This window comes from Pseudomonas sp. NFIX10 (assembly GCF_900111955.1).
GTDB lineage: Bacteria > Pseudomonadota > Gammaproteobacteria > Pseudomonadales > Pseudomonadaceae > Aquipseudomonas > Aquipseudomonas fluorescens_AA.
On the sequence record NZ_FOKH01000044.1, the window covers coordinates 14,855 to 41,116 of the forward strand.

Genomic DNA, 26,262 nt, shown 5'->3' on the forward strand with positions numbered 1-26,262 from the left:
GGTACACAAATAGTGTGTTCACTGAAGTTCTACTGTGGGAGCGAGCTTGCTCGCGATGCTTTTAGAGGTTGGAAACCTTCTGCCAGACCTTGGGCTTGAAGAACAGCGTCTCACCCTTCGCCAGGCCCACCAGGCTGTCATGGTCCTTCACCACTTCCGCTTCGATCAGCTCGCTCTGGCCCTCCACCTTCAACGTCACCCGAGTGGTCGCGCCCAGCGGCCGGATGTCGCGCACTTCGGCGGCGTGGTGGTCTTCCAGCTCCGAGCGCGACAGCGAGACTTCGTGAGGGCGGAACAGTACATGCCGGTCCTCCCCCAAGTGCAGGCGGTTCGAGTCGCCGAGGAAGTGGTACACAAAATCACTGGCCGGATTTTCATAGACATCGCCCGGCGAGCCGATCTGCTCGATCACGCCCTTGTTCATCACCACGATCCGGTCGGCGACTTCCATGGCTTCTTCCTGGTCGTGGGTCACGAACACCGAGGTCAGGTTGATGTCCTCGTGCAGGCGCGCCAGCCAGCGGCGCAGTTCCTTGCGGACCTTGGCGTCGAGGGCGCCGAACGGTTCGTCCAGCAACAGTACCTTGGGCTCCACAGCCAAGGCGCGGGCCAGGGCGATACGCTGACGCTGGCCGCCGGACAGCTGCTCCGGGTAGCGGTCGGCGAGCCAGTCCAGTTGCACCATGTTCAGCAGTTCGTGGACCTTGGTCGCGATCTGGCTTTCGTTCGGGCGCTGATTCTTGGGCTTCATGCGCAGGCCGAAGGCGACGTTGTCGAACACCGTCATGTGGCGGAACAAGGCGTAGTGCTGGAACACGAAACCGACGTTGCGATCACGCACGTCGTGGCCGGACACGTCCTCGCCGTGAAACACGATGCTGCCTTGGTCCGGCGTTTCAAGACCCGCGATGATTCGCAGCAAGGTGGTCTTGCCACAGCCCGACGGGCCTAGCAGCGCCACCAGCTCGCCGCTCTGGATGTCCAGGCTGATCTCGTCCAGGGCCCTGAAGGCGTTGAAATTCTTGCTGACGTTACGGACTTCGATCGACATGACTTATTCCTCCGCGGCGCTGGCGCGCAGGCGGTTGATTCGGTTTTCGCTCCACTGCTTGAGCAGCAGGATGAAGAGCGCCAGGATCAGCAACAGGCTCGCCACAGCGAACGCGGCCACGTGGTTGTATTCGTTGTAGAGGATCTCGACGTGCAGCGGCAGGGTGTTGGTCACCCCGCGAATGTGCCCGGACACCACCGAAACCGCACCGAACTCGCCCATGGCCCGGGCGGTACACAGCACCACGCCATAGATCAGGCCCCACTTGATGTTCGGCACGGTGACATGCCAGAACATCTGCCAGCCATTGGCGCCCAGCAGGCGCGCGGCCTCTTCTTCCTGGGTGCCTTGTTCCTGCATCAGCGGGATCAGCTCACGGGCCACGAACGGCACCGTGACGAAGATGGTCGCCAGGACGATGCCCGGCAGCGCGAACACGATCTGGATGTCGTGATCCGACAGCCACGGCCCGAACAGGCCCTGGGCGCCGAACATCAGCACGTAGACCAGGCCCGCGATCACCGGCGACACCGAGAACGGCAGGTCGATCAGCGTCACCAGCATGCTCTTGCCACGGAATGAATACTTGCTCACGCACCACGCGGCACTGACGCCGAACACCAGGTTCAGCGGCACCGAGATCAGTACGGCGATCACCGTGAGCTTCAACGCCGACAGCGCGTCGGGTTCGAAGATCGCGGTGAAGAACGCCCCCAACCCGAGCTTCAAGCCCTGGGACACCACGATGAACAGCGGCAACAGCAAAAACAGCGCAAAAATCAGCCAGCCGAGGCCGATCAGCACCCGCCGCGACGTCGCACTGCCGCGGCGAGCGGCGTTGGTGGAGGCTGCGGAAATAGACGATTGGGACATGCTCGCGCCTCCTTATGGGGTTTCGATGCGCCGCTGCAGCAGGTTGATCAGCAGCAACAGGACGAAGGAAACCACCAGCATCAGCACGCCGATGGAGGTGGCGCCGGTGTAGTCGTATTGGTCGAGCTTGACCATGATCAACAGCGGCAGGATCTCGGTTTTCATCGGCATGTTGCCGGCGATGAAAATCACCGAACCGTATTCGCCCACGCCACGGGCAAAGGCCAGGGCGAAACCGGTCAACCAGGCCGGCAACAACGCTGGCACCAGGATGTGGCGGAACACCTGCCATGGCTTGGCACCCAGGCAGGCGGCGGCCTCTTCGACTTCACGGGGAATATCGGCCAGCACCGGCTGCACCGTGCGCACCACGAACGGCAACGTCACGAAGGTCAGCGCCAGGGTGATGCCCAATGGGGTGTAGGCGATCTTGAAGCCCAGGTCGGTGGCGAACTGGCCAACCAGGCCGGTCGGCGCGTACAACGCCGTCAAGGCAATACCGGCCACGGCGGTGGGCAGGGCGAATGGCAGGTCGATCATCGCGTCGATGATCTTGCGGCCGGGGAAGGTGTAGCGCACCAGCACCCAGGCCAGCAGCGTACCGATCACGCCGTTGATGACCGCGGCGTACAGCGCGGTACCGAAACTGAGTTTCAAGGCCGCCAGCACCCGCGGCGCCGAGATGATCGCCCAGAACTGTTCCCAGGTGAGTTGGGCGGCATGCACGAACATCGCCGCCAGGGGTATGAGCACAATCAGACTGAGGTACACCAGGGTGTAGCCCAGCGTCAGCCCGAAGCCGGGTATGACGGGGGATATGCGACGCGACATAGAGGTCCTTGGTTTACTGTGGGAGCGAGCTTGCTCGCGATAGCGGCGCATCAGTCAACATCAATGCAAACTGAACCGACGTCATCGCGAGCAAGCTCGCTCCCACAGGTTTGTGGCTTAACTGGCAGGCACTAAGACAAAACCCAGCTTACTGCGCCTGATAGATCTGGTCGAACACGCCGCCATCGTTGAAGAATTTCGGTTGGGCAGTTTTCCAGCCGCCGAAATCCTTGTCGATGGTCACCAGGTCCAGTTTCGGAAACTGGCGCGAATACTTGGCGGCAACGTCCTTGTCACGTGGACGATAGAAGTTTTTCGCGGCGATTTCCTGGCCAGCCGGGCTGTACAGGTGCTTGAGATAGGCCTCGGCGATCTCGGCATTGCCCTTTTTCTCGGCGTTCTTGTCCACCACTGCCACGGGCGGCTCGGCGAGGATCGACAGCGACGGCACGACGATGTCGAACTTGTCGGCGCCACCGTCTTCCTTGAGCGCCAGGAAGGCCTCGTTTTCCCAGGCCAGCAACACGTCGCCCTGACCGTTGTTGACGAAGGTAATGGTCGAACCACGGGCGCCGGTGTCGAGGATCGGCACGTGCTTGAACAACGCCTGCACGTATTCCTTGGCCTTGGCTTCGTCACCGCCGTTGGCCTTCAGGCCGTAGGCCCAGGCGGCGAGGAAGTTCCAGCGCGCACCGCCGGAGGTCTTCGGGTTCGGGGTGATGACCGACACGTCGTTCTTGATCAGGTCGCCCCAATCCTTGATGCCCTTGGGGTTGCCCTTGCGCACCAGGAACACGATGGTGGACGTGTAAGGCGTGCTGGCATCCGGCAGGCGTGTCTGCCAGTCCGCTGGCAGGGACTTGCCCAGCTTGGCGATTTCATCGATGTCGCCAGCCAGGGCCAGGGTCACCACGTCGGCCCGCAGACCGTCGATCACCGCCCGGCCTTGCTTGCCCGAACCACCGTGGGACTGTTGGATCTTCACGCTGTCGTCCGGGTGCGCTTTCTTCCAGAAACTGACGAATTCGGCGTTGTAATCCTGGTAAAGCTCGCGCGTCGGGTCGTAGGACACGTTGAGCAGCTCGTAATCCTTGGCGACGGCGGAACCTGCAAAAACAGCACTGGCCAGCGCGGCCAGGGCATAACGACGAATGGACGACATGGTGAAAGCTCCTGGAATTCTGGTTTTTTCTTATGGCTTATAAATCGTGAGACCTGAACAAATCGAATCGCTGTGGGAGCAAAGCTTGCTCGCGATGAAGGCGCCGCAGTTCCCCAGAAATCGAGGCGCCTGTTTCGCGAGCAAGCTTTGCTCCCACAACCAGCTGTTTCAGCCCGGTTTATGGCTCGGTTGCTGCAACCGGAATTTTTCCTTGCGTTCGATCTGGACCACCTGGGCGTTGTGCACGGTGATTTCCACTGCCCCAAAGCGTAGATCGCGCAACGCGCTCTGGATCTCGCGCAAGATGGTTGCTTCGTCCTGGCCGTCAACGCTACGTAGAGATGCGCTCATGCTGCTGCTCCTTTGAATGAATGCCTGGCAGTGGGCGGCACTGCTTGCGGCGTGGGAGCAATACTAGATAAGTGCGGATATTCTTAAAAAGACTATTTAAGAATTTTTATATAACTAAAACGATATTTGGCTTTCACTGCCCTGCGGCGGGCGTGATCGCGCCATCGCGAGCAAGCTCGCTCCCCCAGGGAAAAGCGGGTTAGCGCGCCTATCACAGGCAACACAAAACAACTGTGGAGCGAGCTCGCTCGCGATAGCCGAGTGTCAGTCAACATCAATGCCATCGGTCATCAAGCGATGATCGGCGCGCAGTCCCAATCCAACTGCGCCGCCGCCACCGGTCGGCCAAACCAGTAGCCCTGCCCCAGCTCACACGCCTGTCCAAGCAAAAAGGCCGCTTGTTCGCGCTGTTCAATGCCCTCGGCATGCACTTGCATGCCCATGCTGCGGGCCAAGGCGATGATCACCCGGACGATCGCCGCGTCATCCTCATCCCATGGCAACCCCGCGACAAAGCCCTGATCAATCTTGAGCTTCTGCACCGGCAAGCGTTTGAGCCGCAGCAGCGACGAGTAGCCCGTACCGAAATCGTCGATGGCCAGGCGCACGCCCAACTCCCGCAGGCGGTGCATCTGCTCCAGCGCCACCTCCGGGTCTTCCATCACCGCGCTTTCCGTCACTTCCAGTTCCAGGCAGGCCGGATCCAGGCCCGTGTCGTGCAACACTTGGGCAACCTGCTCGTACAACTCGCGACGGGCAAACAACCGACTCGAGACGTTGACGGCGACGAACGACAACGCTACGCCCGCCTGGTGCCACCGGCACATCTGCCGACAAGCCTGGTCCATGACCCAGGCATCGACCTGGGCAATCAGGCCGGTACGCTCGGCGATGGGAATGAACTCGGCCGGCGACACCAGCCCCCGCGTGGGATGCTCCCAGCGCACCAGCGCCTCGACACCGATCAGACGGCTGCTCGCCAAGTCGTGTACCGGCTGGTAATGAACCCGCAACTCCTGCTGCTGCAGCGCGCGACGCAGTTCGAAGGCAATTTCGACCCGTTGCTGCGCATGGGCGGTGAGTTCTTCGGTATACAGGGCGTAGCCGTCGCGTCCGGCGCTCTTGGCCTTGAACAACGCCGAATCGGCATTGCGCAACAACTGCCCGGCGTTCAGGGCATCGCCGGGAAACAGGCTGATGCCGATGCTGGCGTTGATGAACAACGCGTGCTCATCGAACCGCAGCGGTTCTTTCAAGGCGTCGAGGATGCGCCGGGCCAACGCCGCGGCCTGGCCAGGCTGGGAACAGTTTTCCACCAGCACCGCAAACTCGTCGCCCCCCAGCCGGGCCAGGGTCACGCCCGGGGCAAACAGCCCGCGAAATCGCTCGGCCACGCCTTTGAGCAACTCGTCGCCGACGTTGTGGCCGAGGCTGTCATTGATGTTCTTGAAGTGATCCAGGTCCACCAGCAACAGGGCACAGCCACGCTTGTGCAACTGCGCCGACGCCAGGGCCTGCTCGGTGCGGTCGGAAAACAACAGGCGGTTGGGCAAGCCTGTCAACGGGTCGTGATGGGCCAGGTGGGCCAGTTCGTGCTCGGAATCCTTGATGGCGCTGATGTCCGAAAACACCGCGACATAATGGCTGACTTGGCCGTTGTCATCGTGAATGACGCGGATCGTCTGCCATTGCGGGTAGATCTCACCACTTTTACGTCGATTCCAGATCTCGCCGCTCCACTCGCCCAGATTGACCAGGGCGGCAAACATGTCGCGGTAGAAATCCGGTCCATGGCGACCGGACTTGAACAGATTGGGCCGCTGGCCCAGCACTTCGTCCCGGGCATAACCGGTGATCGCCATGAAAGCCCGGTTCACATGCACGATCAAGCCGTTGCAGTCGGTCACCAACACTCCTTCGCGGGTGCAATCGAAGACGGCGGCGGCCTGGCGCAGGCGCTCGCGATCGGCGCCGTGCTCACCCTTGGCGAAAAACCGCGAGATCCGCGCCCGGGCCAGGAAGATCAGCCCGGCGCTGAACAGGATCCAGGCATACCCGTTGATCAGGAGCCAGCGCTGCCGGTCAGCGAATTGATCGAAGAAACTGCTCAATAAATAACCAACAAGCTGCAGCCAGACGACTGACAGTACGAGGTAAAGCAGCGCTACGCGCATGGCACTGCGTTGATAGGCAGGCATTCGGCCATCCATGTCCTTACAAAGAGGTGGATTATAGAGGAAGAAACATTCAGCCACTCTTATCTGAAAGGCCGACTGGTTTTATCCGTGGGGCTGGTGATAATGCAACGGCGGTTTCTATCTTTATCGAGGGCCCTACAGCCTATGTGGTACGAAGGTTTTCTTGGCTTGTCGGCCTGGTCACTGGTGGCAGTCACCCTGCTGATGACCCACGTCACGATCATTGCCGTCACGGTCTATCTGCACCGTTATTCGGCCCATCGCTCCCTGGAGCTCAACGCAGGTCTCAAACATTTCTTCCGTTTCTGGCTGTGGCTGACCACGGCGCAGAACACCCGCGAGTGGACCGCCATCCACCGCAAGCATCACGCCAAGTGCGAAACCGAGGATGACCCTCACAGTCCGGTCATCAAGGGCTTGTCCACCGTGCTGCGCAAAGGCGCCGAGCTGTATCGCGCCGAAGCGGAAAACCCGGAAACCCTGCGCATCTACGGCAAGAACTGCCCCGACGACTGGATCGAGCGCAACCTCTACAGCCGCTTCCCGCTGCTGGGCGTGGCGATCATGGGCATCATCGACCTGCTGCTGTTCGGCACCATCGGCATCACCATCTGGGCGATCCAGATGATGTGGATCCCCGTCTGGGCCGCTGGCGTGGTCAATGGCCTGGGCCATGCCGTGGGCTACCGCAACTTCGAATGCCGCGACGCGGCGACCAACCTGGTGCCCTGGGGCATCCTGATCGGCGGCGAAGAACTGCACAACAACCACCACACCTACCCCAACTCGGCCAAGCTGTCGGTACGCAAATGGGAGTTCGACCTGGGCTGGGCCTGGATCCGGGTGTTCAGTTTCCTGCGCCTGGCCAAGGTCCAGCGCGTTGCGCCTATCGCCCACCGGGTCGAAGGCAAGGGCCACCTGGACATGGACACGGCCATGGCGATCCTCAACAACCGCTTCCAGATCATGGCGCAGTACCGCCGGCTGGTCATCGCGCCGCTGGTCAAGCAGGAACTGGAAAAGGTCGATCACTCGGTGCGTCACCAGTTCCACCGGGCCAAACGGCTGCTGTCGCGGGAAACCAGCCTGCTGGATGATCGTCACCACGTGCGAATCCAGAACATGCTCGAACACAGCCAGGCACTGAAGGTCATCTACGAGAAACGCCTGGCCTTGCAGCAGATCTGGGTCAAGACCAGCAGCAACGGCCATGACATGCTCGCGGCCATCAAGGAATGGGTCCACGAAGCCGAGGCCAGCGGCATACAGTCCCTGCGGGACTTCGCCGACCAACTCAAGACCTACTCGCTACGGCCTGCCACAGCCTGACAAGATCACTGTGGTGAAGGGCTCCTGTGGCGAGGGGATTTATCCCCGCTGGGCTGCGAAGCAGCCCCAAAGCAGTCAACTCAAATTGATCTGACACACCGAGCCATCAGGATCCAGGGGCTGCTTCGCAGCCCAACGGGGATAAATCCCCTCGCCACAGGTTCAGTCCTCATGACGTGATTGGCTGAGTTTCCCCCCGCCCTTCGTCGCCTGAAAAGGAACTTCGCCCCGAATCCCCTATCTCAAAGAGCACTTCGCCATCCAGGCGGGATTTGGAGAAAAGTGCGTGCAAAACAACAGCAGTGCACGTTCTTTGAGATTTGTGCCGATGGTCGACAAGAACCTACAGGATTACGCTCTACCTCATTGGCCCGAGGCGGCCCAGACGCTCATGGCGCTGATGCACGCCCAGGGCGAAGTGGCGCGCCTGAGCGAACGTGAGCAACTGTTCAGCTCGCTGCTGGTCAGCGTCAATGCCGTGCTGTGGGCGTTCAACTGGGAAACCCGGCAAGTGCTGTATGTCAGCCCCGCCTACGAACGGATCTTCGGTCGCCCCGCCGGCCTGGTCCTGGCTGACTACAACGAATGGCGCGACGCAATCTACCCCGATGACCTGGAGTACGCCGAACGCAGCCTGGCCGAAGTCCTGGTCAAGGGGGCCGTCGAAGACCGTGAATACCGCATCATCGCCGGCGATGGGCAGGTTCGCTGGCTGAGCGACAAATGCTTCATCAACCGCCAGGCCGAGCCAGGGCAACCGGTGATCGTGGTCGGCATCGCCGAGGACATCACCGAAAAGAAGCTCTTGGAAAGTGAGCTGCAGCGGTTGGCAACCACCGATGTGCTGACCCAGAGCAGCAATCGGCGGTACTTTTTCGAATGCGCCCACCGTGAGTTCGAGCAGGCGCGGCTACAAGGGACGCCCATGGCGTTCCTGTTGCTGGACATCGATGACTTCAAGGTGATCAACGACACCTACGGTCATCAGGAAGGCGATACCGTGTTGCAGAAGATCGCCGAAAGCGGCCGGTCCGTGCTCCGACGCGGCGACCTGTTCGGGCGGATCGGTGGCGAAGAGTTCGCTGCGGTGTTCCCTGGCTGCCCCCCCGACATGGCCTTGCAAGTGGCCGAGCGGTTGCAACGGGAAATCCAGCGCCTGATGTTCCGATGCGGCGAACAGACCTTCGGCATTACTGTCAGCCAGGGCCTGACCGCCATTACCCCCGAAGACCCGTCCCTCGACAGCCTGTTCTCCCGCGCCGACGCGGCCATGTACGAGGCCAAGCGCAGGGGGAAGAACCGCATCATCGCGGCTTGACGCCAATCGCAGCGCAGTTGAACCCAGTCATGCCACGGATCCTGTGGGAGCGAGTTCGCTCGCGATGAGGGCGTGACATCAATGCTGGGGTGACAGTCATGCCGCCATCGCGAGCAAGCTCGCTCCCACTGGGGTCAGGTGGCGGTGTTACTTGCGGCGCAACCGCATCAGTTCCGGCAACCCGATCTTCAGCAACCGCGCCGTGCGCCCCCGGGACAGTTCTTCAAGCCCTTCATGCTCGGTCAGATGGGCCATCTGCGCCGCCATGTTCATCACCAGCGCCTCGCGGGAATAAACCCCGCCACCCAGGCTATAGGCCGCCGCGATCAACTCACGCAACTCCAGCGGCAGGCGCCAGCGAGTGCGCAGCGCCGAGCCGAAGCCGGCGCCGTATTGATCGAGGGCGTTCCCGACTTCCTCCAACTCATCCAGTTCGCCCCCCGCCTGCGTCCATTCCTCCAGGCAACGCAGCAGCGCCAGATCGCCCAGGCGATGCAACAGCCCCGCGCAGTAACAACGCTCCGGTTCCAGATCCAGCAACCGTGCCAGGATCCGGGCGTACTCGGCGGTGTGTAGCGACAATTCCCAGTAGCGCTTGGCATAGTCCGCCAGACAGGGAACGGTGAGCCGGGCGCAGCGCTTGAGGGTCAGGCCGAGGATCAGGTTCATGCTTTGCCCGGTGCCGAGCTGGTGCAGCGCCTGGGCCACAGTCTGCACCGGGCCGCCGCCCTGATGCTGGGCAGCGCTATTGGCCGCCGCAATCAGCACCCCGGTGATTTGCGGATCGGTGCGAATCTCTTCTTCCAGCAGTTTCAGATCCAGACCCGTGGGGTTGAGGCAGCGCTTGACCGCCACCTGCACATCGGTCATCAGCGGTGCGCCTTCGGACAGATCACGCCGTCGTTCCAGAAAGGCTATCAGGGTCAGCCCCGGGCCGGGGACCGGCACATCGCCGACGGTTTCTTCAGTGCCACTCAACAGCAACCCTTGCAAACGCAGGGTCAGGCTTTCCCGGTTCAACGGCTTGGTCAAATACGCCGTCGGCGCCAGTGGAACGACCTCACGCACACTGGCGCTGTCGTTACGTCGACTCATCAGGATGAACGGCAATGGTGTAGCTCGATGCTGTTGGCGAAGACCACGCAGGATCGTCAGGCCATCGACACCCGGCAGCTCCCAATCGGCGATGACCAGGTCGTACGCGTTATGCGCCAGCAAATCCAGGGCCTGTTGCCCCTCGCCGCAGGTGTCCACTCGGGCATCGCAGCGCACGCCCGACAGCACTTGCTCAAGCATCTCCCGGGACGCCGGGTCGGCCTCGGCGATCAACACACGCGGTACAGCGGGTAAAACCACAGCAGTCATGCAACATCGCTCCCTTGCCATACATGCACCTTAGACAATGAAGGCCGTTCCAGACAGCTCAAACCTGCGGGATATGCCCGCAGGCATGAAAAAACCCGCCGAAGCGGGTTTTTTTGTGGATCAGTGCACAGTCGGCGTTCGTCAGATCAGAGCTCGGAGAAGCACTCTTCGATGATCGCCAGGCCTTTGTCCAGTTGCTCGTCCGGCGAGGTCAGCGGCACCAGCACCCGCAGAACGTTGCCGTAGGTGCCGCAGGACAGCAGGATCAGGCCCTTGTCACGTGCCTTGGCCACCACCTGGGCCACTGCCGCGGCGTTCGGCTTGTGGGTGTCGCCGTTTTCGAACAGCTCCACGGCGATCATCGCGCCCAGGGCACGTACTTCACCAATGACCGGGTACTTTTTCTGGATGGCCTTGAGGCCCGTGACCAGACGCTCGCCCACAGCCTTGCAGCGGTCCAGCAGGTGTTCTTCTTCAAACACGTCCATCACCGCCAGCGCCGCCGCGCAAGCGATCGGGCTACCGGCGTAGGTGCCGCCCAGGCCACCTGGGGCGATGGCATCCATGTACTCGGCCTTGCCGCACACACCGGCCAACGGGAAGCCGCCAGCGATGGATTTGGCGAAGGTGGTCAGGTCGGCGGCAACGCCCATCTGCTCCATGGCGAAGAAGGTGCCGGTACGGCCGGCACCGGTCTGCACTTCGTCAGCGATCAGCAGGATGCCGTGCTGGTCGCACAGGGCGCGCAGGCGCTGCATGAATGCCTTGGGCGCTACATAGAAACCACCCTCGCCCTGTACCGGCTCGATGATGATGGCGGCGATGTCACGGGGCTCGGCGTCGTTCTTGAAGATGCGCTCGATGCTGGCGATGGAATCGTCGATGCTCACGCCGTGCAGTTCGTTCGGGTACAGCGCGCGGAAGATGCCGCCGGGCATCAGGCCCATGCCAGCCGAGTACGGCACGACTTTACCGGTCAGGCCCAGGGTCATCATGGTGCGACCGTGGTACGCGCCGGTGAAGGCGATCACACCGGCACGGCCAGTGGCGGCGCGGGCGATTTTCACGGCGTTTTCCACTGCTTCGGAACCGGTGGTGACCAGCAGGGTTTTCTTGGCGAAATCACCCGGGACCTTGGCGTTGATTTTTTCGCACAGTTCCACGTACGGCTCGTAGGCCAGGACCTGGAAGCAGGTGTGGGTCAACTTGTTCAACTGTGCGGTCACGGCAGCGATGATTTTCGGGTGCACGTGACCGGTGTTCAGCACGGCGATACCACCGGCGAAGTCGATGAATTCACGACCTTCAACGTCGGTGACCGTGGCGTTCTTCGCCGACTCGGCAAAGATCGGGTGAATCTGGCCGACGCCGCGTGGAACAGCGGCGGTGCGGCGGGCCATCAGGTCTGCGTTGGTCTTGCTCATTAAAATGTCCTCATTCGCCGCTCATCGGTCGGCGTAGCTCAAGGAATACATGGCGGGGAGACAACGGCGACAGCATGCGATGATCGACTGCCGCAGCGTTCCGGCCACAGGAAACAGAACGGGTGAAACGCGCAAAGGGACAGCGCTCTCGTGCCCTTTGCGCTTGAAGCGGATCAGATACCCAGGCAGAGGTATTTGATTTCCAGATAATCCTCGATGCCGTACTTGGAGCCTTCACGGCCCAGGCCCGAGGCCTTGATGCCGCCGAACGGCGCGACTTCGTTGGAAATCAACCCGGTGTTGACGCCGACCATGCCGTATTCCAGGGCTTCAGCCACACGGAACACACGGCCCAGGTCGCGGGCATAGAAGTACGAAGCCAGGCCGAATTCGGTGTCGTTGGACATCGCGATCACTTCGGCTTCGTCTTTGAAGCGGAACAGCGGTGCCAGCGGGCCGAAGGTTTCTTCCTTGGCCACAGCGGCGTTCTTCGGTACGTTGGTCAGGATGGTCGGCTCGAAGAAGTTGCCTTCCATCGCCTTGCCGCCCGACAGCACGGTCGCGCCTTTGCTGATGGCATCGGCAATGTGCTCTTGCACCTTGGCGACCGCTTTCTCGTCGATCAAGGGACCGGTGGTGATGCCATCATCCAGACCGTTGCCGATCTTGAGCTTGGCCACCGCCACTTTCAGTTTCTCGGCGAACGCGTCGTACACCGAATCCTGGATGTACAGACGGTTGGCGCAGACGCAGGTCTGGCCGTTGTTGCGGTATTTGGAAATGATCGCGCCTTCGACGGCCTTATCCAGGTCCGCGTCGTCGAACACGATGAACGGCGCGTTGCCGCCCAGCTCCAGGGAAACTTTCTTGATGTCCTTGGCACATTCGGCCATCAGCTGGCGACCGATCTCGGTCGAGCCGGTGAAGGACAGCTTGCGCACGATCGGGTTGCTGGTCAGCTCGCCACCGATGTCGCCGGCGCTGCCGGTCACCACGCTCAGCACGCCTTGCGGAATGCCGGCACGGTGTGCCAGTTCCACCAGGGCCAAGGCCGAGAACGGGGTTTGCGAAGCCGGCTTGATGACCATGGTGCAGCCGGCGGCCAGGGCCGGACCGGCCTTGCGGGTGATCATCGCGGCGGGGAAGTTCCACGGGGTAATGGCCGCAGTCACGCCGATCGGCTGCTTGATCACGATCAGACGCTTGTCGGGCTGGTGGCCGGGAATCACGTCACCGTAGATGCGCTTGGCTTCCTCGGCGAACCATTCGATGAACGAGGCGGCGTAGACGATCTCGCCCTTGGCCTCGGCCAGCGGTTTGCCTTGTTCCAGGGTCATCAGGCGACCGAGGTCGTCCTGGTTTTCGATGAGCAATTCGTACCAGCGGCGCAGTTTGTTGGCGCGCTCCTTGGCGGTCAGTGCACGCCAGGCCGGCAGTGCCTTGTCGGCGGCTTCAATCGCCCGGCGGGTTTCGGCGGCGCCCATCTTCGGCACCGTGCCCAACACTTCGCCCGTCGCCGGGTTGGTGACCTTGATCGTCTGACCATTGTCCGCATCGACCCAAGCGCCATCGATAAAGGCTTGCTGGCGGAACAACTGGGTGTCTTTAAGCTGCATGTCGGCTTTCCTTAACAGCACCGCGCGCACGCGGAGCGAATTAGATTTGTAGAAAGGCGCCTGGAGGGCTGCCGTCAGGGAAATCATTCACCGGGCTGAAGCACAGAAATAACGCACATAAGCACAGACGTGCGGTTCAGCACCCAGACAAGAGCGTTTGAAATCTCAAACGAATCCTAGGGCCGATGGGGGTGAAGGACAATAGCCTGTTCGAAAAAAAGAACGAAAAAACCGAATTTGCCCGTTTTTTCTGATCAGCGTAGCCAACACCCGGCGAGCTGCCCAAAAACACAGGCGATTCAGCAGCATGGACGCCCGCCATGCATATGAGTATCATGGCGCCCGCGTCGCACCAGTAGCTCAGCTGGATAGAGTACTGCCCTCCGAAGGCAGGGGTCGTGGGTTCGAATCCCGCCTGGTGCACCATACATGCAAAATCAAAAGCCCCAGTCCTCACGGATTGGGGCTTTTTTATGGACGCGAAATTTTCCGTATCGAACGTCGTTGATATCGATCACGACCCACGACGAGTCTTGTTACAAAACGCTCCTCATCTGAGTGTGGTGAGAATGGCAAAGTCATCTCCCAGAGCTCCCAAGATGCCCTTCTCTGAAACTTGGCCCTACAAAAATACTTGCTCACAAGGAGCCGCCACGTGAAGGGGTATGTGGAAAGCAAAAGACAGACAAAGGGCGGATTAGGCGATGTTTAAATGAAGCAGGGGTATCCCAAAACCTGGCAGAGCTACCAAGCGCAGCTTGAATTGTTGATAGCTCGGGGAATGGTCGTTACTGATCAACCTAAAGCACTGGAATATTTGGAGCGCATTGGTTATTACCGCCTCAGCGGCTACTGGTTCGCCTTTCGCGAGCGCACTGAGCTTTGCTGTCCTCTCATCCAGCAGGGAATTCACAAGCCATCCAAAACGAAACCTACGCGACTGCTTCTCGACAATTTCAAGCCCGGCACAACATTTCAAAATGCCGTTGACCTGTATGTTTTCGACAAGAAACTCCGCCTCTTGACCCTGGATGCTCTGGAACGCATCGAAATCGCCCTGCGGGTAGACATCTCTCATGGCTTGGGGAGGCACGAGAAATTCGCCTATCTAAAGCCTGAGCTGTTCCACGAAAGTTTCTCTACGCAGTTGGACGGTCAGACTGGACTAACCAAACATCATGCGTGGATAGGTAAACACGCCGCGTTAATCAATCGCTCGAAGGAAGATTTTATTCGGCACAATAAAGAAAAATACGGCCTTCCCCTCGCCGTCTGGGTGGCGTGCGAAGTTTGGGACTTCGGCGCGTTATCGACCCTTTATGCGGGCATGACCGAAATCGATCAAGATGCCATATCTCGAGAGTACGGCATCAGCAATGGCCGGATCTTCGCCACTTGGCTCCGCAGCCTGAATTACCTGCGAAACGTATGCGCCCATCATAGTCGCCTGTGGAACCGGAACATAGCCGATCAACCGAAGCTGCCCCCTGTAGAGCAGGCGCCTTCATTAAGCGCGTTCCATGACGACACGCACGGACGTGCACGCCCGTTCCTGCTTTTGTGCATCACCCAGCATCTGATGAAAACCATCAATCCCTCATCAAGTTGGGGGCAGCGGTTGAAGGCTCTGCTGGAGGATGATTTTCCAGATTTGTCCCGCCTCGGTCTTAATCTGGAGGGAATGGGCGTCGATAATGATTGGCAGAAGCGTGACTGGTGAGGAAAAAATTCAAACAATAAAAAACCCCTGAGCAGTATCAGCGCCGAAGCGCATCAACCGACAGGGGCCGTGTTGCGAGCAATTATAGAGATCAGAAGTCTCCCGTCAACCACCCGCCAGCCATGACGGCCTCACCAGCAATCGCCGTCCTAAGACTGGATATTTCAGGTCGCCGTTTCGCGCTGTCAGGAAGCAGGCGTAGCGGGTCAGGACAGTACCGTCGACAGCCTACCGCTGCGAGCCAGAACCGAGGCTGACCATTTTCGTGACATCACGAAAATGGTCGCCAATCAGATGCCCCATATGCCCCTCATTTCCTTAGGCCCTGAATCACTCCATGAGGATCGTCCATCTCGCTCCAGGCAGTACCATCGAGTTCTTTGAGCTGAGTAACCGCACAGCGCAAAGAGACTCTCTCAAGCCTCTCGTAGGATTGAATGAACATTCTTCGCAGGCGCCAGCCACCCTGTGGCCGACTTTCCCACTCCCCTGCACCATGGACACGAGTGGAGATGAACAACAGATTGCCCAAGTGTTCTGCCAATGCCGCATCGGCTTCACAAAGAAAATTTTCTCCACCGGTGCCCTCAAGCAGAACAGGAACCGTCTCGCCCTCCCCGCCAACAGAATACAGACGTCCCTGGACGCTACCTTGCTTGATGATAACCATGAGAGAGGGCCTTTACGTTTAGGGGTTAAGTAGCGTCGCACCTTGCGTGCAAGGTCCATTCACTCAATTCGACGCCATCAATGCGACATGCAGCAGGCACGTCTTGCATGCAGTCCCACGCACGAGCGCCTACTAACTACGGTTACAGTCTGCCAGCACCATCGACATTACGACTCACCACTTCCAGCAAATCCGAACCTTCTCGCAGCAGCAAATACGCCGCGTTGGTAAATCGATACAAATCCCCATCGTCGATGCCCTTGATCGTGACAGAAGTGATGCTTTCCAAAAGGTCGGTTCCGGCCTTGATGCGGCTAAGCGCACTGTCAATCAGCATCGCGGTGGGCATCTGGCTGTCGATCAATAGGACGGGACAATCGGGATTGTTGGTTTGCAATGGGATGTAATGCGACATGTGCTGACTCCTTGTCAGACGAACCGATGAATTGATAGAGCCGGCAACGGCACCGAAACTGCGCGCTGCTCCATCCGTCGATTCAGTAGATCATTGAGAAGCAGATATCCGAAAAGCAGATATAGCATTTAGCGCACACCCCATGGATACCACCATGGCCGAAGCGATCCACAGACCTCTCCATCTGCTCACTTCAGGTTTGGATGAGACATTGTCGCTCGGCCTGTAAGAGCTGCCGAGCGGAGCGAGGCTGCGATCTTTGCGCAGGCGGTTGAGTCTCAAGCGAAAGATCAAAAGATCGCAGCCTTCGGCAGCTCCTACAGCGTAGCGGGAGCAAGCTCCCTCGCCACAGACGTTGTGCCAGCCTTTTGGTGCTCGCCGACTTCAACGCTTGCGCAACGCCTCCAACCGCGCCGGCAGGTCTTCCTCGGGAAAGCGTTTTTGCAACGCCAGCAGTTTCTCATCAGCGGCCTTGCTCTCACCCGCCTCGCGCAAGCGCAGGATCTCCATCAGGCCTTGCTCCAGCGATGGCAATGCTGCCGGCGCGGGTTTGCTCATTTTCGCCGCAGGCTTTTCCGCCAAGGATTGCACCGGGCTTGCCGGGGCCCGGGCCAGTTCGCCCTGGGGCGCCATGGGGGTGATCGGGGCGGGGGCGGGCATGGCCGGTGGTGGTGCGGCGGCAACGGCAGGCGCTTGCCGATCGGCGGAAAACTCCATCGAGGCGGGTGAAGCCAGTTCCTCGTGGGGCACGGGTGAGCGTAATACCAGGCCAATCATCAGCGCCACGCCAGCGACCGTGGCGAATGCCATCTGCCAGCGCGGCCGTTGGCAGGCTTGCAGCCAGCGTTGCCACAGGCTTGGCGTGGGCGTCGGTGCTTCGCGACGGGCGGTGGCCAGGATGAAGGTGTCCAGGGAGGCCGGCGGCTCGCCGCTAGCGTGTTGGCGGAAATGCTCGATCAGCACTTCGTCGTTGGGATCCGGGGTGTGCTTGGGGTCGATCATGCGGGTACCTCCTCGGCCAGCAGTCGCTGCAATTTCTGCTGGGCGTAACGCAAGCGGCTTTTGACCGTTTCCAGCGGGGCGCCGGTCAGGGCGGCAATCTGTGGCAGCTCCAGGTCGCCATGCAGGCGCAGCAGGAAAACCTCTCGCTGATCCTCGGGCAAGGCCTGCAACGCGGCGTCGAGACGCGCCTGGTCGCGGCTCAGGCTCAGCTGTTGCTCGGGGCTGCCGGTGTCGTCGGGCTGGACGTGCAGTTGCTCGTCATAACTGTCGTGCAACGGGTTGTGGACACCGTGTTTGCGCCACTGGTCGATCAAGCGGTTGCGGGCAATCTGGAACAACCAGGTACGAAAACTCGCCCGGCCTTGTGGCTGTGTGGCGCTGCGAATCAGGCTGAGCCAGGTGTCCTGGAAAACCTCCTCGGCCAGCTCGGCTTTGTTGCTCAAGGACAGCAGGAAACGGTAAAGCCCTTGCCGATGACGGGCGTACAGGACTTCGAAAGAAGCCCCGTCGCCATTGCGGTAGCGGGCCAGCAGCGATTCGTCGCTGGGAGAATCAAGCGCAGCGGGCATGTGGGGGGCGAACTCCTTTCCGGTCATTGCAACACAATCCTGGCAGACAACAAGGGAGCCCTGTGGGAGCGAGCTTGCTCGCGATGGCGTCGGATCAGTCAATGATGAACATGATCGGGCTACTGCTATCGCGAGCAAGCTCGCTCCCACATTTGATCCTCGTTGCAGTCAGGCTCAGCGCTTGGCCGCAGGCTCAAGGCTCTGGGCCAGTTCCACCAACTGCACAAACTCCGAGCGCAGCCCAAACGGATCATCACCGCGGGCCGAGCGCGCCAATTGCGCAGTGTCCTTCAAGGTCATCGTCCCAGTGTAGCGTCCATCACCCTTGAGCTGTTGGGCGAAGGCGGCAACAGCGGCAGAGAAGCGCAGGTCATCGCTGGGCTTGCGGTCGTTCTGCACGCTGGCAATGGGATGTTCGATCAATCGACTGCTTCCGCCCTCGGCCGGCTTGTAGCGTACGCGCAACATCGCCAATTCGCCTGAGGTGCTCTGCGACTTGGGCGTGCTTGCATAGCGCAGCGGTTCCAACCAGCCCGGCTCGCCCTTCGGAACGATTTCATACAACGCCGTCACCGTATGCCCGGCGCCGATCTCGCCTGCGTCGACCTTGTCGTTGTTGAAATCCTCACGCTTCAACGCGCGGTTCTCATAGCCCAGCAGTCGATACTCACTAACCTGGGCGGGGTTGAACTCCACCTGCAACTTCACGTCCCGGGCGACCACCGCCAGGGTGGAGCTGAGCTGGTCCACCAGGACCTTGCGCGCTTCGAGCAGGTTGTCGATGTAGGCGTAGTTACCGTCACCGGCGTCGGCCAATTGTTCCATCAGGTGTTCGTTGTAGTTATCCACACCGAAGCCCAGGGTCGTCAGGGAGACGCCGCTTTTACGCTGGTCCACCGCCATCTGCTTGAGGCTGTCGAAATCACTGACGCCGACGTTGAAATCACCATCGGTGGCCAGCAGGATGCGGTTGATGCCTTTGTCGATGAAGCTCTCGCGCGCCATCTGATAGGCCAATTCGATACCCGAGGCCCCAGCGGTGGAACCACCGGCGTCGAGTTGATCGATGGCGTTGCGGATTGCCACCTTGTCGCGACCCGAGGTGGGCTTGAGCACCACCCGGGATTCACCGGCATAGACCACCAGGGACACCCGATCCTGATCGCGCAATTGGTCCACCAGCAGTTTCAACGTGCTCTTGACCAGCGGCAGGCCTTCGCGACGGTCCATGGACCCGGAAACGTCCACCAGGAAGACCAGGTTGGCTGGCGCCAGGTCCGCCACAGCGCGGTCGCTGGCCTTGATGCCGATGCGCAGCAGGCGGGTGTGGGGATTCCACGGTGAGGGGGCGACTTCGGTCGTCACACCGAAGGGTGAACCGTCGGTGGGCAGGGCGTAGTCATACGGGAAATAATTGACCATTTCCTCCAGCCGCACCGCACCTTCGGGCGGCAGGCTGCCTTGGTTGAGGAACCGTCGCACATTGGCATAGCTGCCGGTATCGACATCCACGCTGAAGGTCGACACGGGTGTTTCGGCCACGCTATGGATAGGGTTGTCCGGCAGTTTTTCGTACTGCTCCCGTGGCTCGGTGCGGTAATCGCCGGCGAGGGTGTCGTTCGCCACCGTGGGGGCGGGCATCGATGCCGGAACGGCCATGCGCCTGACCATGGGCTCGCGAGCATAGGCGACCTCGCCTTGCGGTGCAACGCTGGGCGCCACAGGCACGGGTTCGGCCGGCTTGGCGACCTCCCGGGACGAAGACAACCCACAACCGGCCAACGCCACCAGCAAAGTCACGGCGAAGCCCTGGGCAGCAGGACGCATGAAGGGAAATGGACGGGACATGGGCTGAACCTCGTGAATGAATGATCCGTTCACAAGCTCAGACGTAGGGTATTCGCGGTTCGGGTTAACTGTCGGAAAATTTTCCGGGTACCGAAGCCGCAGGGCCTGGTCACCCAAAGATGACCAGGCGATTCACTACGGGTGAATCAGTCCGATCCGTACTTGGGAGAACGTGGCCCGTACAGGATTCCAGTGCGTTGGCCGGCCGACAGCAAGCGCGTACTGGTGATCCCGGCAATCGGGTAACCGGCGTCGGTTGAACTGTTAATGATTTGCTTGACCGCCGCAGTGATCAGCATGCCGACCAGCCCACCGCCACCGTTATTCCCACCTTCCTCGCTGGAGGCGCGAGCAGAACCGGTCCACAGAGTGGTACCGGTGCGCAGGTCTACCAGCTTGGCTGAAGCCGTGACCGCCGTTTCGCTGGAGATCACCATGTAGCGGGTGCCGTACTCAGTGATGGTGATGTACAGCGCCGCGTCCGCGCCGAAAATATCGTGCAGCTTGCCTGGGGCGACGCCTTGGATGTCGTTCGGTGTCGTCAGACCGTTCTGGCGGAAGGTTTCATCCACCAGGGCAATCGGCAATACGTAGTAACCCGCTTCGGCCAACGGATAGGTCACCTGAGACACCAGGGCGTAGGACGCCTGCACCTCAGGGGATTCGTTGATCGGCGGCAGTACCAGGATCGACTTGGGCCGCGCCTGTTTGAACGCCGAATAGTCAATGGTCTTGGGCGCCACACAACCGCCCAGCAACGCCAGCGCCAGCAGAGCCCCGGTCATTTTCAAAAAACTCATTTGACGTCTCCGGTCTTGGCATTTTTGAGCAGGAAGTCCATGTAGGCCGCAGACTCAGGGAACAACACCTTCTCGGTGCGAAACTGCTGCACCATCTGATCATCCTTACCCATGCTCAGGTACAGCATGCCCAAGTGAGCGTGGTAACCCGGCGGCGCCTTACGACCACTGGCGTTGATTTTTTGCAGATCCCGCTCCAGCGCCTCGACCTGCGCTTCCTTGGGCTCGCCCTTGAAGTATTCGTAAACCTGCGGCTGGTAGCTCTCCCATTGATATAGGGACTGGGGCGCCGTCTGGCACCCGGCTACCGTCGCAACGGCCGTCAGCATCAGCGCCAACTTCACTGCCTTGTTCATCCGTGTACTGCTCCTCATGGTCCCGTCGTTCAGTTGCGTGGGTTCCAGGCGCCGGCATTGATGCCATCCACCAGGCGGTTGATCGCTTCACGCATGGCCAAGTCCAGAACCTTGCCATTGAGCGTGGAGTCGTAGCTGGCGGTGCCACCGAAACCGATCACTTCACGGTTGGACAGGGCATATTCGCCGGCGCCCTGGGTGGAATACACCACTTCAGAAGTGTTGATGTTGACCACATTCAGATTGACCTTGGCGTAGGCCACTTGGGTCTTGCCACGGCCGAGAATCCCGAACAACTGACGGTCGCCGGTCTCTTTGCGGCCGAATTCGGTCACGTCACCGGTCACTACGTAGTCAGCGCCCTTGAGTTTCTGCACGCTACCTTTGATCGCCGCTTCCTGGGCAATTTCGCCCATGTTGTCGCGGTCCAGCACGCTGAATCGGTTGGTCTGCTGCAGGTGAGTAATCAGAATGGTCTTGGCTTGGCCGCCAAGGCGATCGACGCCGTCGGAAAAAATCCCGCGCATGTAACTGGAACGGTTATCAAACTTTCCCACGGCGATCGGCACGCGCTGGCCTGCATAGGCGACGCTGGCGCTGGCGACTTTTTCCACCGGCAGCGCCCGGGAGCTTTCCGAGGCGCAACCGCCCAAGGTCAGCAGCACTGCGGCGGTAAGGCTCGACAGCAGGATTTTGGACAGTGTTTTCACGAGTTGCTCCTAAGAATGAAGAGTCGCAAGGTGCAGCAGATAACTAGCGAGACGGAATGGCCTGGAGGTCATCGACGATAAAGCGGCTCAACAGACCGGTGTAGTAACCCTCGACATCGGAATTACCCTTGTTCGTCAGCGCACCCATCATGCTTTTCATGTTCTGCAATTGCCCTATCGCGCCGCCAGGCATCAATCCTTGACGGGCCTGGGCAAAGTGCAACACCTCGGCACCGGCTTTCTTCACCTGGACCCGATAGCTGAAATCGACACTGGCGAGAAGCGTATTGTCGGCCACGAGATGGCTCATGAAGCCACCCTGGGTATCTTGGATACGGCGCGCGTAGACGGTCTCCACATCCAGCAGATAGTCGGCTGTTTCCTTGCTGCTGGCGTAGCGTCCGGCATCGAGCAGACGACCGACCAGGTCGCTGTTCAACTGCTCCCGAACCGTGTCGTCAGGCAGGAAACGTTCGTTCTTGCCTACGACTTCAACATTGAACGTGTCAATCCAATAGGTGGCGGTCTTGGGGATCGTTACGGGGGCAGGGGAAATGTAGTAGTCCGGCTTGGAGGCACAGCCCGCCATAAGGCAGGCGGCCAGCAATAGTGCAAAAACACGCATGTCTTGATTTCATCCCTGAAGGGTAGTGGCAAAATACTGGCGCCATTTTACGGAGTTTGAAGGGGTTCTCAAGTTGTTTCGCCGACTACGCCGCTGGTGAGCAAGAACTCTTACGACTCACAAGCCAACGACGGCTGCGCAGTCTTCATATGCCGCCCTGGAAAGTACGCCGCCGCACCAACCCCCACCGCCCCCATCACCGCGCAATACCCCACGCACACCCACGGGCTCCATGGCACCAGGGCGATCAGCATCAACGGTGTCATGCTGGCCCAGAGCGCATAGGCGATGTTGTAGGTGAGCGAGATGCCGGACACGCGGATCTTCGGCGGGAACAGGCTGACCATCACCGACGGCACCGCGCCGACCACGCCGCAACCCAGGCCGGCCACGGCGTAGGCCACGCCCAGCCAGGCGCTGCCGCTGATCAGGCTGGCGTAGAGCACGGCGATGCCCAGGGGCAGCAGCAGGCTGTAGAGCATGACGGTGCGCCAGGCGCCGATGCGGTCGACGATGAGGCCGGCCAGGACGCAGCCGATATTCAGGAAGATGATGCCCAGGCTGCTCAGGGCGAAGGTGTGGCTGGGGGTCATGCCGAAGCTTTTCTGCATCACGGTCGGGGTGATGACCACGAACACCACCACGGCAGAGGTCAGCACGCAGGTCAGAATGGCGGCGGGCAGCAAGGCCTGGCGGTGGTCGCGCAGGACCGTGCGCAACGGCAGTTCCGCAGCGCCTTTGCGATCGGCTTGCAGGGCCATGAAGATCGGCGTTTCGCTCAGCCAGCGGCGCAGCCAGACGCCGATCACACCGAAGACACCCCCCAGCAGGAACGGCAGGCGCCAGGCGTAATCGAGTATCTCCGCCGGCGTGTAGATCCGCGCCAGCGCCGTGGCGGTCAGGGCGCCCAGCAGGTAACCGAAGGTCAGGCCGGCCTGGAGGAAACCCAGGGCATAGCCGCGATGATGCAGCGGCGCGTGTTCGGCCACGAATACCCAGGCGCTTGGCACCTCGCCGCCCACGGCCGCGCCCTGCAGGATACGCAACGCCAGCAGCAATAACGGTGCGAAATAGCCGATTTGCGCGTAGGTGGGCATCACCCCGATGAGCAGGCATGGCAAGGCCATCATCAGGATGCTCAGGCTGAACACGCGCTTGCGCCCCAGGCGATCGGCAAAGTGAGCCATGAGAATGCCGCCCAAGGGGCGAGCCAGGTAGCCAGTGGCGAAAATCCCGAAGCTTTGCAGCAGGCGCAGCCAATCGGGCATTTCCGGCGGGAAGAACAACTGGCTGAGGGTCAGGGCGAAGAACACGAAGATGATGAAATCGTAGATCTCCAGCGCGCCTCCCAAGGCGGCCAGGCCCAGGGTCTTGTAATCGGATCGGCTGAATCGGTCACCGGGTAGAACGGGGGTGGCAGTCATAGGCGGATTTGAATGATAAGTTGAAAGAGGGCGACGGCTCAGTCGTCGCGATCAGTGTCCACCGGTTGAACCGATGGTTGGCCTGGCTCGGCGTCTTCGGCCTCGTCGGCAGGCAGGAAATCCTTGCGGCTCTGGGCGATGGCCCGGCGTATTTCGTCGCCCTTGGTGGGGCAGTTCAGGAGGCGGGCGATGCCGTCGGGTTTCTGCGTCATCGCCATCCTCCGGCATGAGTAAACAGGGGCTCGATAGTGCTCGCTTTTGGCGCGTGACGCCAATTTTGTGTCTGGACGGCGCCATTGTGGCAGGGGGCTGCTTCGCAGCCCAGCGGGAGCAAGCTCCCTCGCCACAGGGGGTTTGCGTTGTTCGGGTCAGCGGTGGTAGCGGCGCACGACGCTGCTGTTGCGCAGGACGTGACCTTTGATTTTTTCCATCAGTTGAGCCCGGGTGAGGCCAGCGGGGAAGGCTTCCGGTGGCAGGTCCAGGGCGAAGAGCTGGATGAGATAGTGGTGAGCGCTGTCGCCGATGGGCGGGCAAGGGCCGATGTAGCCGTGGGTGTTCTTGCTGTTGATGCCGCTCATGCCTTCCAACGAGGACTTGGTACCGGCGCCCGCTGGAATCTGCCGGGTGGTGGCCTTGATGCCGTAGTGGACCCAGTGATCGACACCCTGCCCCCTCTGGCCGTCCGGGTCCAACATGACGATGGCATAGCTGAGGGTGCCCGGTGGGCCGGCGTTCCAGCTCAAGGCCGGGGAAATGTTCTTGCCACCACAGGCGTTGGCGTCACTGGCCGCCGCTGCGGTGAAGAGGCGGTCGTCCGACACGCCGGGAATACTGAGGGTAAAACGCTCCTCGGCCTGGGCTGCCCCTTGTGCGCACAGCACCAGGGCGAAGGCCGCCAGCCAAGGGGTGAGAATGTTCAATCGAGTCATACCGGGGGCACCTTGTGCGTGTCTGGCCATGGACGGCTTGCGAACTATAGCCGCAGCGTCGCCAAGGGTGCAGTGACAATTATGCTGAACCTCGTTCCGGCCCTCGACTCCAAAGGGAAACGCCTGACGGAGAACGCCCATGTCTCTGCATCAAATCGCCCGTTTCGCCGATGTTCGCGAAGACCGCGGCCTCGAAGTCAAAATCAACGACACGTCCATCCTGTTGCTGCGCTCAGGCGATCAGGTGCGCGCCTTCCAAGGCAAGTGCCCCCATGCAGGCGCCCCCCTGGCCAAGGGCGCGGTGTGTCATGGACGGCTGATTTGCCCGTGGCACAAGGCGGCCTTCCGGGCTGAAGACGGCGCCCTGTGCGAGCCGCCGGCCCTCGACAGCCTGGCGCGCTATCACGTCGAAGTGCGCGGCGATGACGTCTGGGTCGATGACCAACCGCTGCCGGCCGATAAAATCCCGCCGGCCGATGACGCACGCACCTTTGTCATCATCGGCGCCGGCGCGGCCGGCACGGCTTGCGCGGCGGCGTTGCGGGAGAAGGGGTTTGGCGGTCGGATCCTGTTGATCGACCGCGAAGCCGAAGCCGGCTACGACCGTACGGTGCTGAGCAAGTATGTATTGGCCGGCGACATGCCGGTCAACGAGACGGCGCCGCTGCGCGATGAAACTTATTTCACCCAGCAACGTATCGAAAGGCTCCACGGCGAGGTCACCCATTTGGACCCCAGTGCCCGGCAAATCCAGCTCGCCGATGGCCGGCGCCTGGACTACGACGCCGCACTCATTGCCACAGGCGGGGAGCCGAAGAAGCCAGCGCTGCCCGGCATCGATTTGTCGCAAGTCTTCGTGCTGCGTTCGATCGCCCATGCCCGACAGATTCTCGACACGGTCCGGCCAGGGCAACGGGCGGTGATCATTGGCGACAGTTTCATCGCCATGGAGGTGGCCTCGTCCCTGCGCAAACGCGAGCTGAGCGTCACCGTCTTGGCCCGGCACCCGGTGCCATTCGCCGCGCAATTGGGCGAGAGCGTCGGTCAGGCCATCCTGGCCCGGCACCGGGCCAACGGCGTGGTGTACCACACCGACGGCGAAGCGGCACGGATCGAGGGAACGCACAAGGTCGAAGCCGTGGTGCTGGATAACGGCCAGCGTTTGGCTGCGGACCTGGTGATCGTCGGCATCGGCGTGCACCCGGCCACCGAGCCGTTTGCCCAGTTGCCACGGGAACAGGACCAGTCGCTGTCCGTTGACGCGGGCATGCGTGTGGCTGATGGCCTATGGGCCGTGGGGGATATCGCGACGTTCCCCCTGAACGACAAGCCTGTGCGCATCGAGCATTGGCGCCTGGCCCAGCAACAGGCACGCATCGCCGCCGCGAACATGCTCGGTGGCGACGAGCACTATCTGGACGTGCCGTTTTTCTGGACTTATCACTTTGGCAAACGCTACGACTACCTCGGGCACGCTGAACATTGGGACGAGGTGGAATTCAAGGGCACGCCCGAGTACCCGCCCTTTATCGCCCTGTTGGGCAAGGACGGCCTCGTTGCCGCCGCCGTGGCCTGCGATGAAGGCCGGGCCATGGCAGCGCTGGCCCAGCGCATGAAGCAACCGTTGCCGGTGGACGAAGCGTGGCGGCTGGTTCGGGATTTCTCGTCGTAAATCT

General features: G+C 60.9%; 25 protein-coding genes and 1 tRNA gene. 5 read left to right on the plus strand and 21 right to left on the minus strand.

Annotation, left to right across the window (positions count from 1 at the left end; all coding sequences use genetic code 11):
• Positions 1 to 61: 61 nt before the first annotated feature.
• The 6 genes from BM321_RS27755 to dibA all read right to left on the minus strand — a co-directional run bounded on the left by BM321_RS27755 (position 62) and on the right by dibA (position 6,466).
• Positions 62 to 1,051 (minus strand): sulfate/molybdate ABC transporter ATP-binding protein, encoded by a 990-nt coding sequence (locus BM321_RS27755; RefSeq protein WP_092204966.1) that lies wholly within the window; start codon positions 1,049 to 1,051, stop codon positions 62 to 64.
• A gap of 3 nt (positions 1,052 to 1,054) precedes the next feature.
• Positions 1,055 to 1,924, minus strand: coding sequence for a sulfate ABC transporter permease subunit CysW (gene cysW / locus BM321_RS27760; protein ID WP_024618577.1), 870 nt, complete (start codon positions 1,922 to 1,924; stop codon positions 1,055 to 1,057).
• Positions 1,925 to 1,936: 12 nt separating this feature from the next.
• Entirely contained in the window at positions 1,937 to 2,755 is an 819-nt protein-coding gene (gene cysT, locus BM321_RS27765; protein ID WP_003186964.1) for a sulfate ABC transporter permease subunit CysT, read from the minus strand.
• A 148-nt stretch (positions 2,756 to 2,903) separates the two neighbouring features.
• Entirely contained in the window at positions 2,904 to 3,917 is a 1,014-nt protein-coding gene (locus BM321_RS27770; RefSeq protein WP_092334410.1) for a sulfate ABC transporter substrate-binding protein, read from the minus strand.
• Between the two features lie 168 nt (positions 3,918 to 4,085).
• On the minus strand, positions 4,086 to 4,268 hold the full coding sequence (gene oscA, locus BM321_RS27775; RefSeq protein WP_042732574.1) for a sulfur starvation response protein OscA: 183 nt from the start codon (positions 4,266 to 4,268) through the stop codon (positions 4,086 to 4,088).
• 290 nt (positions 4,269 to 4,558) lie between these two features.
• On the minus strand, positions 4,559 to 6,466 hold the full coding sequence (dibA, locus tag BM321_RS27780; protein ID WP_092446140.1) for a phosphodiesterase DibA: 1,908 nt from the start codon (positions 6,464 to 6,466) through the stop codon (positions 4,559 to 4,561).
• A gap of 144 nt (positions 6,467 to 6,610) precedes the next feature.
• On the opposite strand from dibA, the gene desA reads away from it, so the two are divergent.
• Entirely contained in the window at positions 6,611 to 7,795 is a 1,185-nt protein-coding gene (desA, locus tag BM321_RS27785) for a delta-9 fatty acid desaturase DesA (RefSeq protein ID WP_072411662.1), read from the plus strand.
• A gap of 328 nt (positions 7,796 to 8,123) precedes the next feature.
• Entirely contained in the window at positions 8,124 to 9,113 is a 990-nt protein-coding gene (locus BM321_RS27790) for a GGDEF domain-containing protein (protein WP_092446142.1), read from the plus strand.
• 147 nt (positions 9,114 to 9,260) lie between these two features.
• Here BM321_RS27790 and BM321_RS27795 read toward each other — a convergent pair whose 3' ends face one another.
• The 3 genes from BM321_RS27795 to gabD form a co-directional block, all read right to left on the minus strand.
• The gene (locus BM321_RS27795; protein ID WP_092446144.1) at positions 9,261 to 10,478 is read right to left on the minus strand and encodes an HDOD domain-containing protein; all 1,218 of its coding nucleotides are present in this window, start codon (positions 10,476 to 10,478) and stop codon (positions 9,261 to 9,263) included.
• A gap of 146 nt (positions 10,479 to 10,624) precedes the next feature.
• On the minus strand, positions 10,625 to 11,902 hold the full coding sequence (gene gabT / locus BM321_RS27800; RefSeq protein ID WP_092204970.1) for a 4-aminobutyrate--2-oxoglutarate transaminase: 1,278 nt from the start codon (positions 11,900 to 11,902) through the stop codon (positions 10,625 to 10,627).
• 173 nt (positions 11,903 to 12,075) lie between these two features.
• Complete coding sequence (gabD, locus tag BM321_RS27805) at positions 12,076 to 13,518, minus strand: NADP-dependent succinate-semialdehyde dehydrogenase (protein ID WP_092446146.1); 1,443 nt, start codon at positions 13,516 to 13,518, stop codon at positions 12,076 to 12,078.
• 349 nt (positions 13,519 to 13,867) lie between these two features.
• Here gabD and BM321_RS27810 point away from each other — a divergent pair.
• Together BM321_RS27810 and BM321_RS27815 are read left to right on the plus strand one after the other, a co-directional pair.
• Positions 13,868 to 13,944: transfer RNA gene (locus BM321_RS27810), tRNA-Arg, on the plus strand.
• 286 nt (positions 13,945 to 14,230) lie between these two features.
• Complete coding sequence (locus tag BM321_RS27815; RefSeq protein ID WP_092446148.1) at positions 14,231 to 15,238, plus strand: Abi family protein; 1,008 nt, start codon at positions 14,231 to 14,233, stop codon at positions 15,236 to 15,238.
• Positions 15,239 to 15,548: 310 nt separating this feature from the next.
• On the opposite strand, the gene BM321_RS27820 is transcribed toward BM321_RS27815, so the two are convergent.
• The 12 genes from BM321_RS27820 to BM321_RS27870 all read right to left on the minus strand — a co-directional run bounded on the left by BM321_RS27820 (position 15,549) and on the right by BM321_RS27870 (position 24,586).
• Positions 15,549 to 15,908: a hypothetical protein gene (locus BM321_RS27820; RefSeq protein ID WP_175534985.1), complete on the minus strand. Its 360-nt coding sequence runs from the start codon at positions 15,906 to 15,908 to the stop codon at positions 15,549 to 15,551.
• A 142-nt stretch (positions 15,909 to 16,050) separates the two neighbouring features.
• Positions 16,051 to 16,323, minus strand: a complete 273-nt coding sequence (locus BM321_RS27825) for a hypothetical protein (protein ID WP_063323512.1) — start codon at positions 16,321 to 16,323, stop codon at positions 16,051 to 16,053.
• Between the two features lie 384 nt (positions 16,324 to 16,707).
• Entirely contained in the window at positions 16,708 to 17,325 is a 618-nt protein-coding gene (locus BM321_RS27830; protein ID WP_092446150.1) for a hypothetical protein, read from the minus strand.
• Positions 17,322 to 17,894: an RNA polymerase sigma factor gene (locus BM321_RS27835; protein ID WP_092446170.1), complete on the minus strand. Its 573-nt coding sequence runs from the start codon at positions 17,892 to 17,894 to the stop codon at positions 17,322 to 17,324. Before BM321_RS27835 ends, BM321_RS27830 begins: the two co-directional genes overlap by 4 nt.
• A gap of 174 nt (positions 17,895 to 18,068) precedes the next feature.
• Positions 18,069 to 19,742 (minus strand): vWA domain-containing protein, encoded by a 1,674-nt coding sequence (locus tag BM321_RS27840; protein WP_092446152.1) that lies wholly within the window; start codon positions 19,740 to 19,742, stop codon positions 18,069 to 18,071.
• Positions 19,743 to 19,888: 146 nt separating this feature from the next.
• The gene (locus BM321_RS27845) at positions 19,889 to 20,542 is read right to left on the minus strand and encodes a DUF799 domain-containing protein (protein ID WP_092446154.1); all 654 of its coding nucleotides are present in this window, start codon (positions 20,540 to 20,542) and stop codon (positions 19,889 to 19,891) included.
• A complete protein-coding gene (locus BM321_RS27850) occupies positions 20,539 to 20,898 on the minus strand; it encodes a DUF4810 domain-containing protein (RefSeq protein ID WP_092334117.1) in 360 nt (119 codons plus the stop codon). The genes BM321_RS27845 and BM321_RS27850 overlap by 4 nt, the downstream gene beginning before the upstream one ends.
• A 29-nt stretch (positions 20,899 to 20,927) precedes the next feature.
• The gene (locus BM321_RS27855; protein ID WP_092334115.1) at positions 20,928 to 21,608 is read right to left on the minus strand and encodes a CsgG/HfaB family protein; all 681 of its coding nucleotides are present in this window, start codon (positions 21,606 to 21,608) and stop codon (positions 20,928 to 20,930) included.
• Between the two features lie 43 nt (positions 21,609 to 21,651).
• Entirely contained in the window at positions 21,652 to 22,233 is a 582-nt protein-coding gene (locus BM321_RS27860; RefSeq protein WP_092446156.1) for a hypothetical protein, read from the minus strand.
• Between the two features lie 110 nt (positions 22,234 to 22,343).
• Positions 22,344 to 23,657 (minus strand): MFS transporter, encoded by a 1,314-nt coding sequence (locus BM321_RS27865; protein WP_092446158.1) that lies wholly within the window; start codon positions 23,655 to 23,657, stop codon positions 22,344 to 22,346.
• A gap of 38 nt (positions 23,658 to 23,695) precedes the next feature.
• Positions 23,696 to 23,869 (minus strand): hypothetical protein, encoded by a 174-nt coding sequence (locus BM321_RS30640; RefSeq protein ID WP_175534984.1) that lies wholly within the window; start codon positions 23,867 to 23,869, stop codon positions 23,696 to 23,698.
• 156 nt (positions 23,870 to 24,025) lie between these two features.
• Complete coding sequence (locus BM321_RS27870; protein WP_092258816.1) at positions 24,026 to 24,586, minus strand: YbhB/YbcL family Raf kinase inhibitor-like protein; 561 nt, start codon at positions 24,584 to 24,586, stop codon at positions 24,026 to 24,028.
• Between the two features lie 139 nt (positions 24,587 to 24,725).
• On the opposite strand from BM321_RS27870, the gene BM321_RS27875 reads away from it, so the two are divergent.
• Positions 24,726 to 26,258 (plus strand): FAD-dependent oxidoreductase, encoded by a 1,533-nt coding sequence (locus BM321_RS27875; RefSeq protein WP_092446160.1) that lies wholly within the window; start codon positions 24,726 to 24,728, stop codon positions 26,256 to 26,258.
• The last annotated feature ends 4 nt before the right edge of the window (positions 26,259 to 26,262 follow it).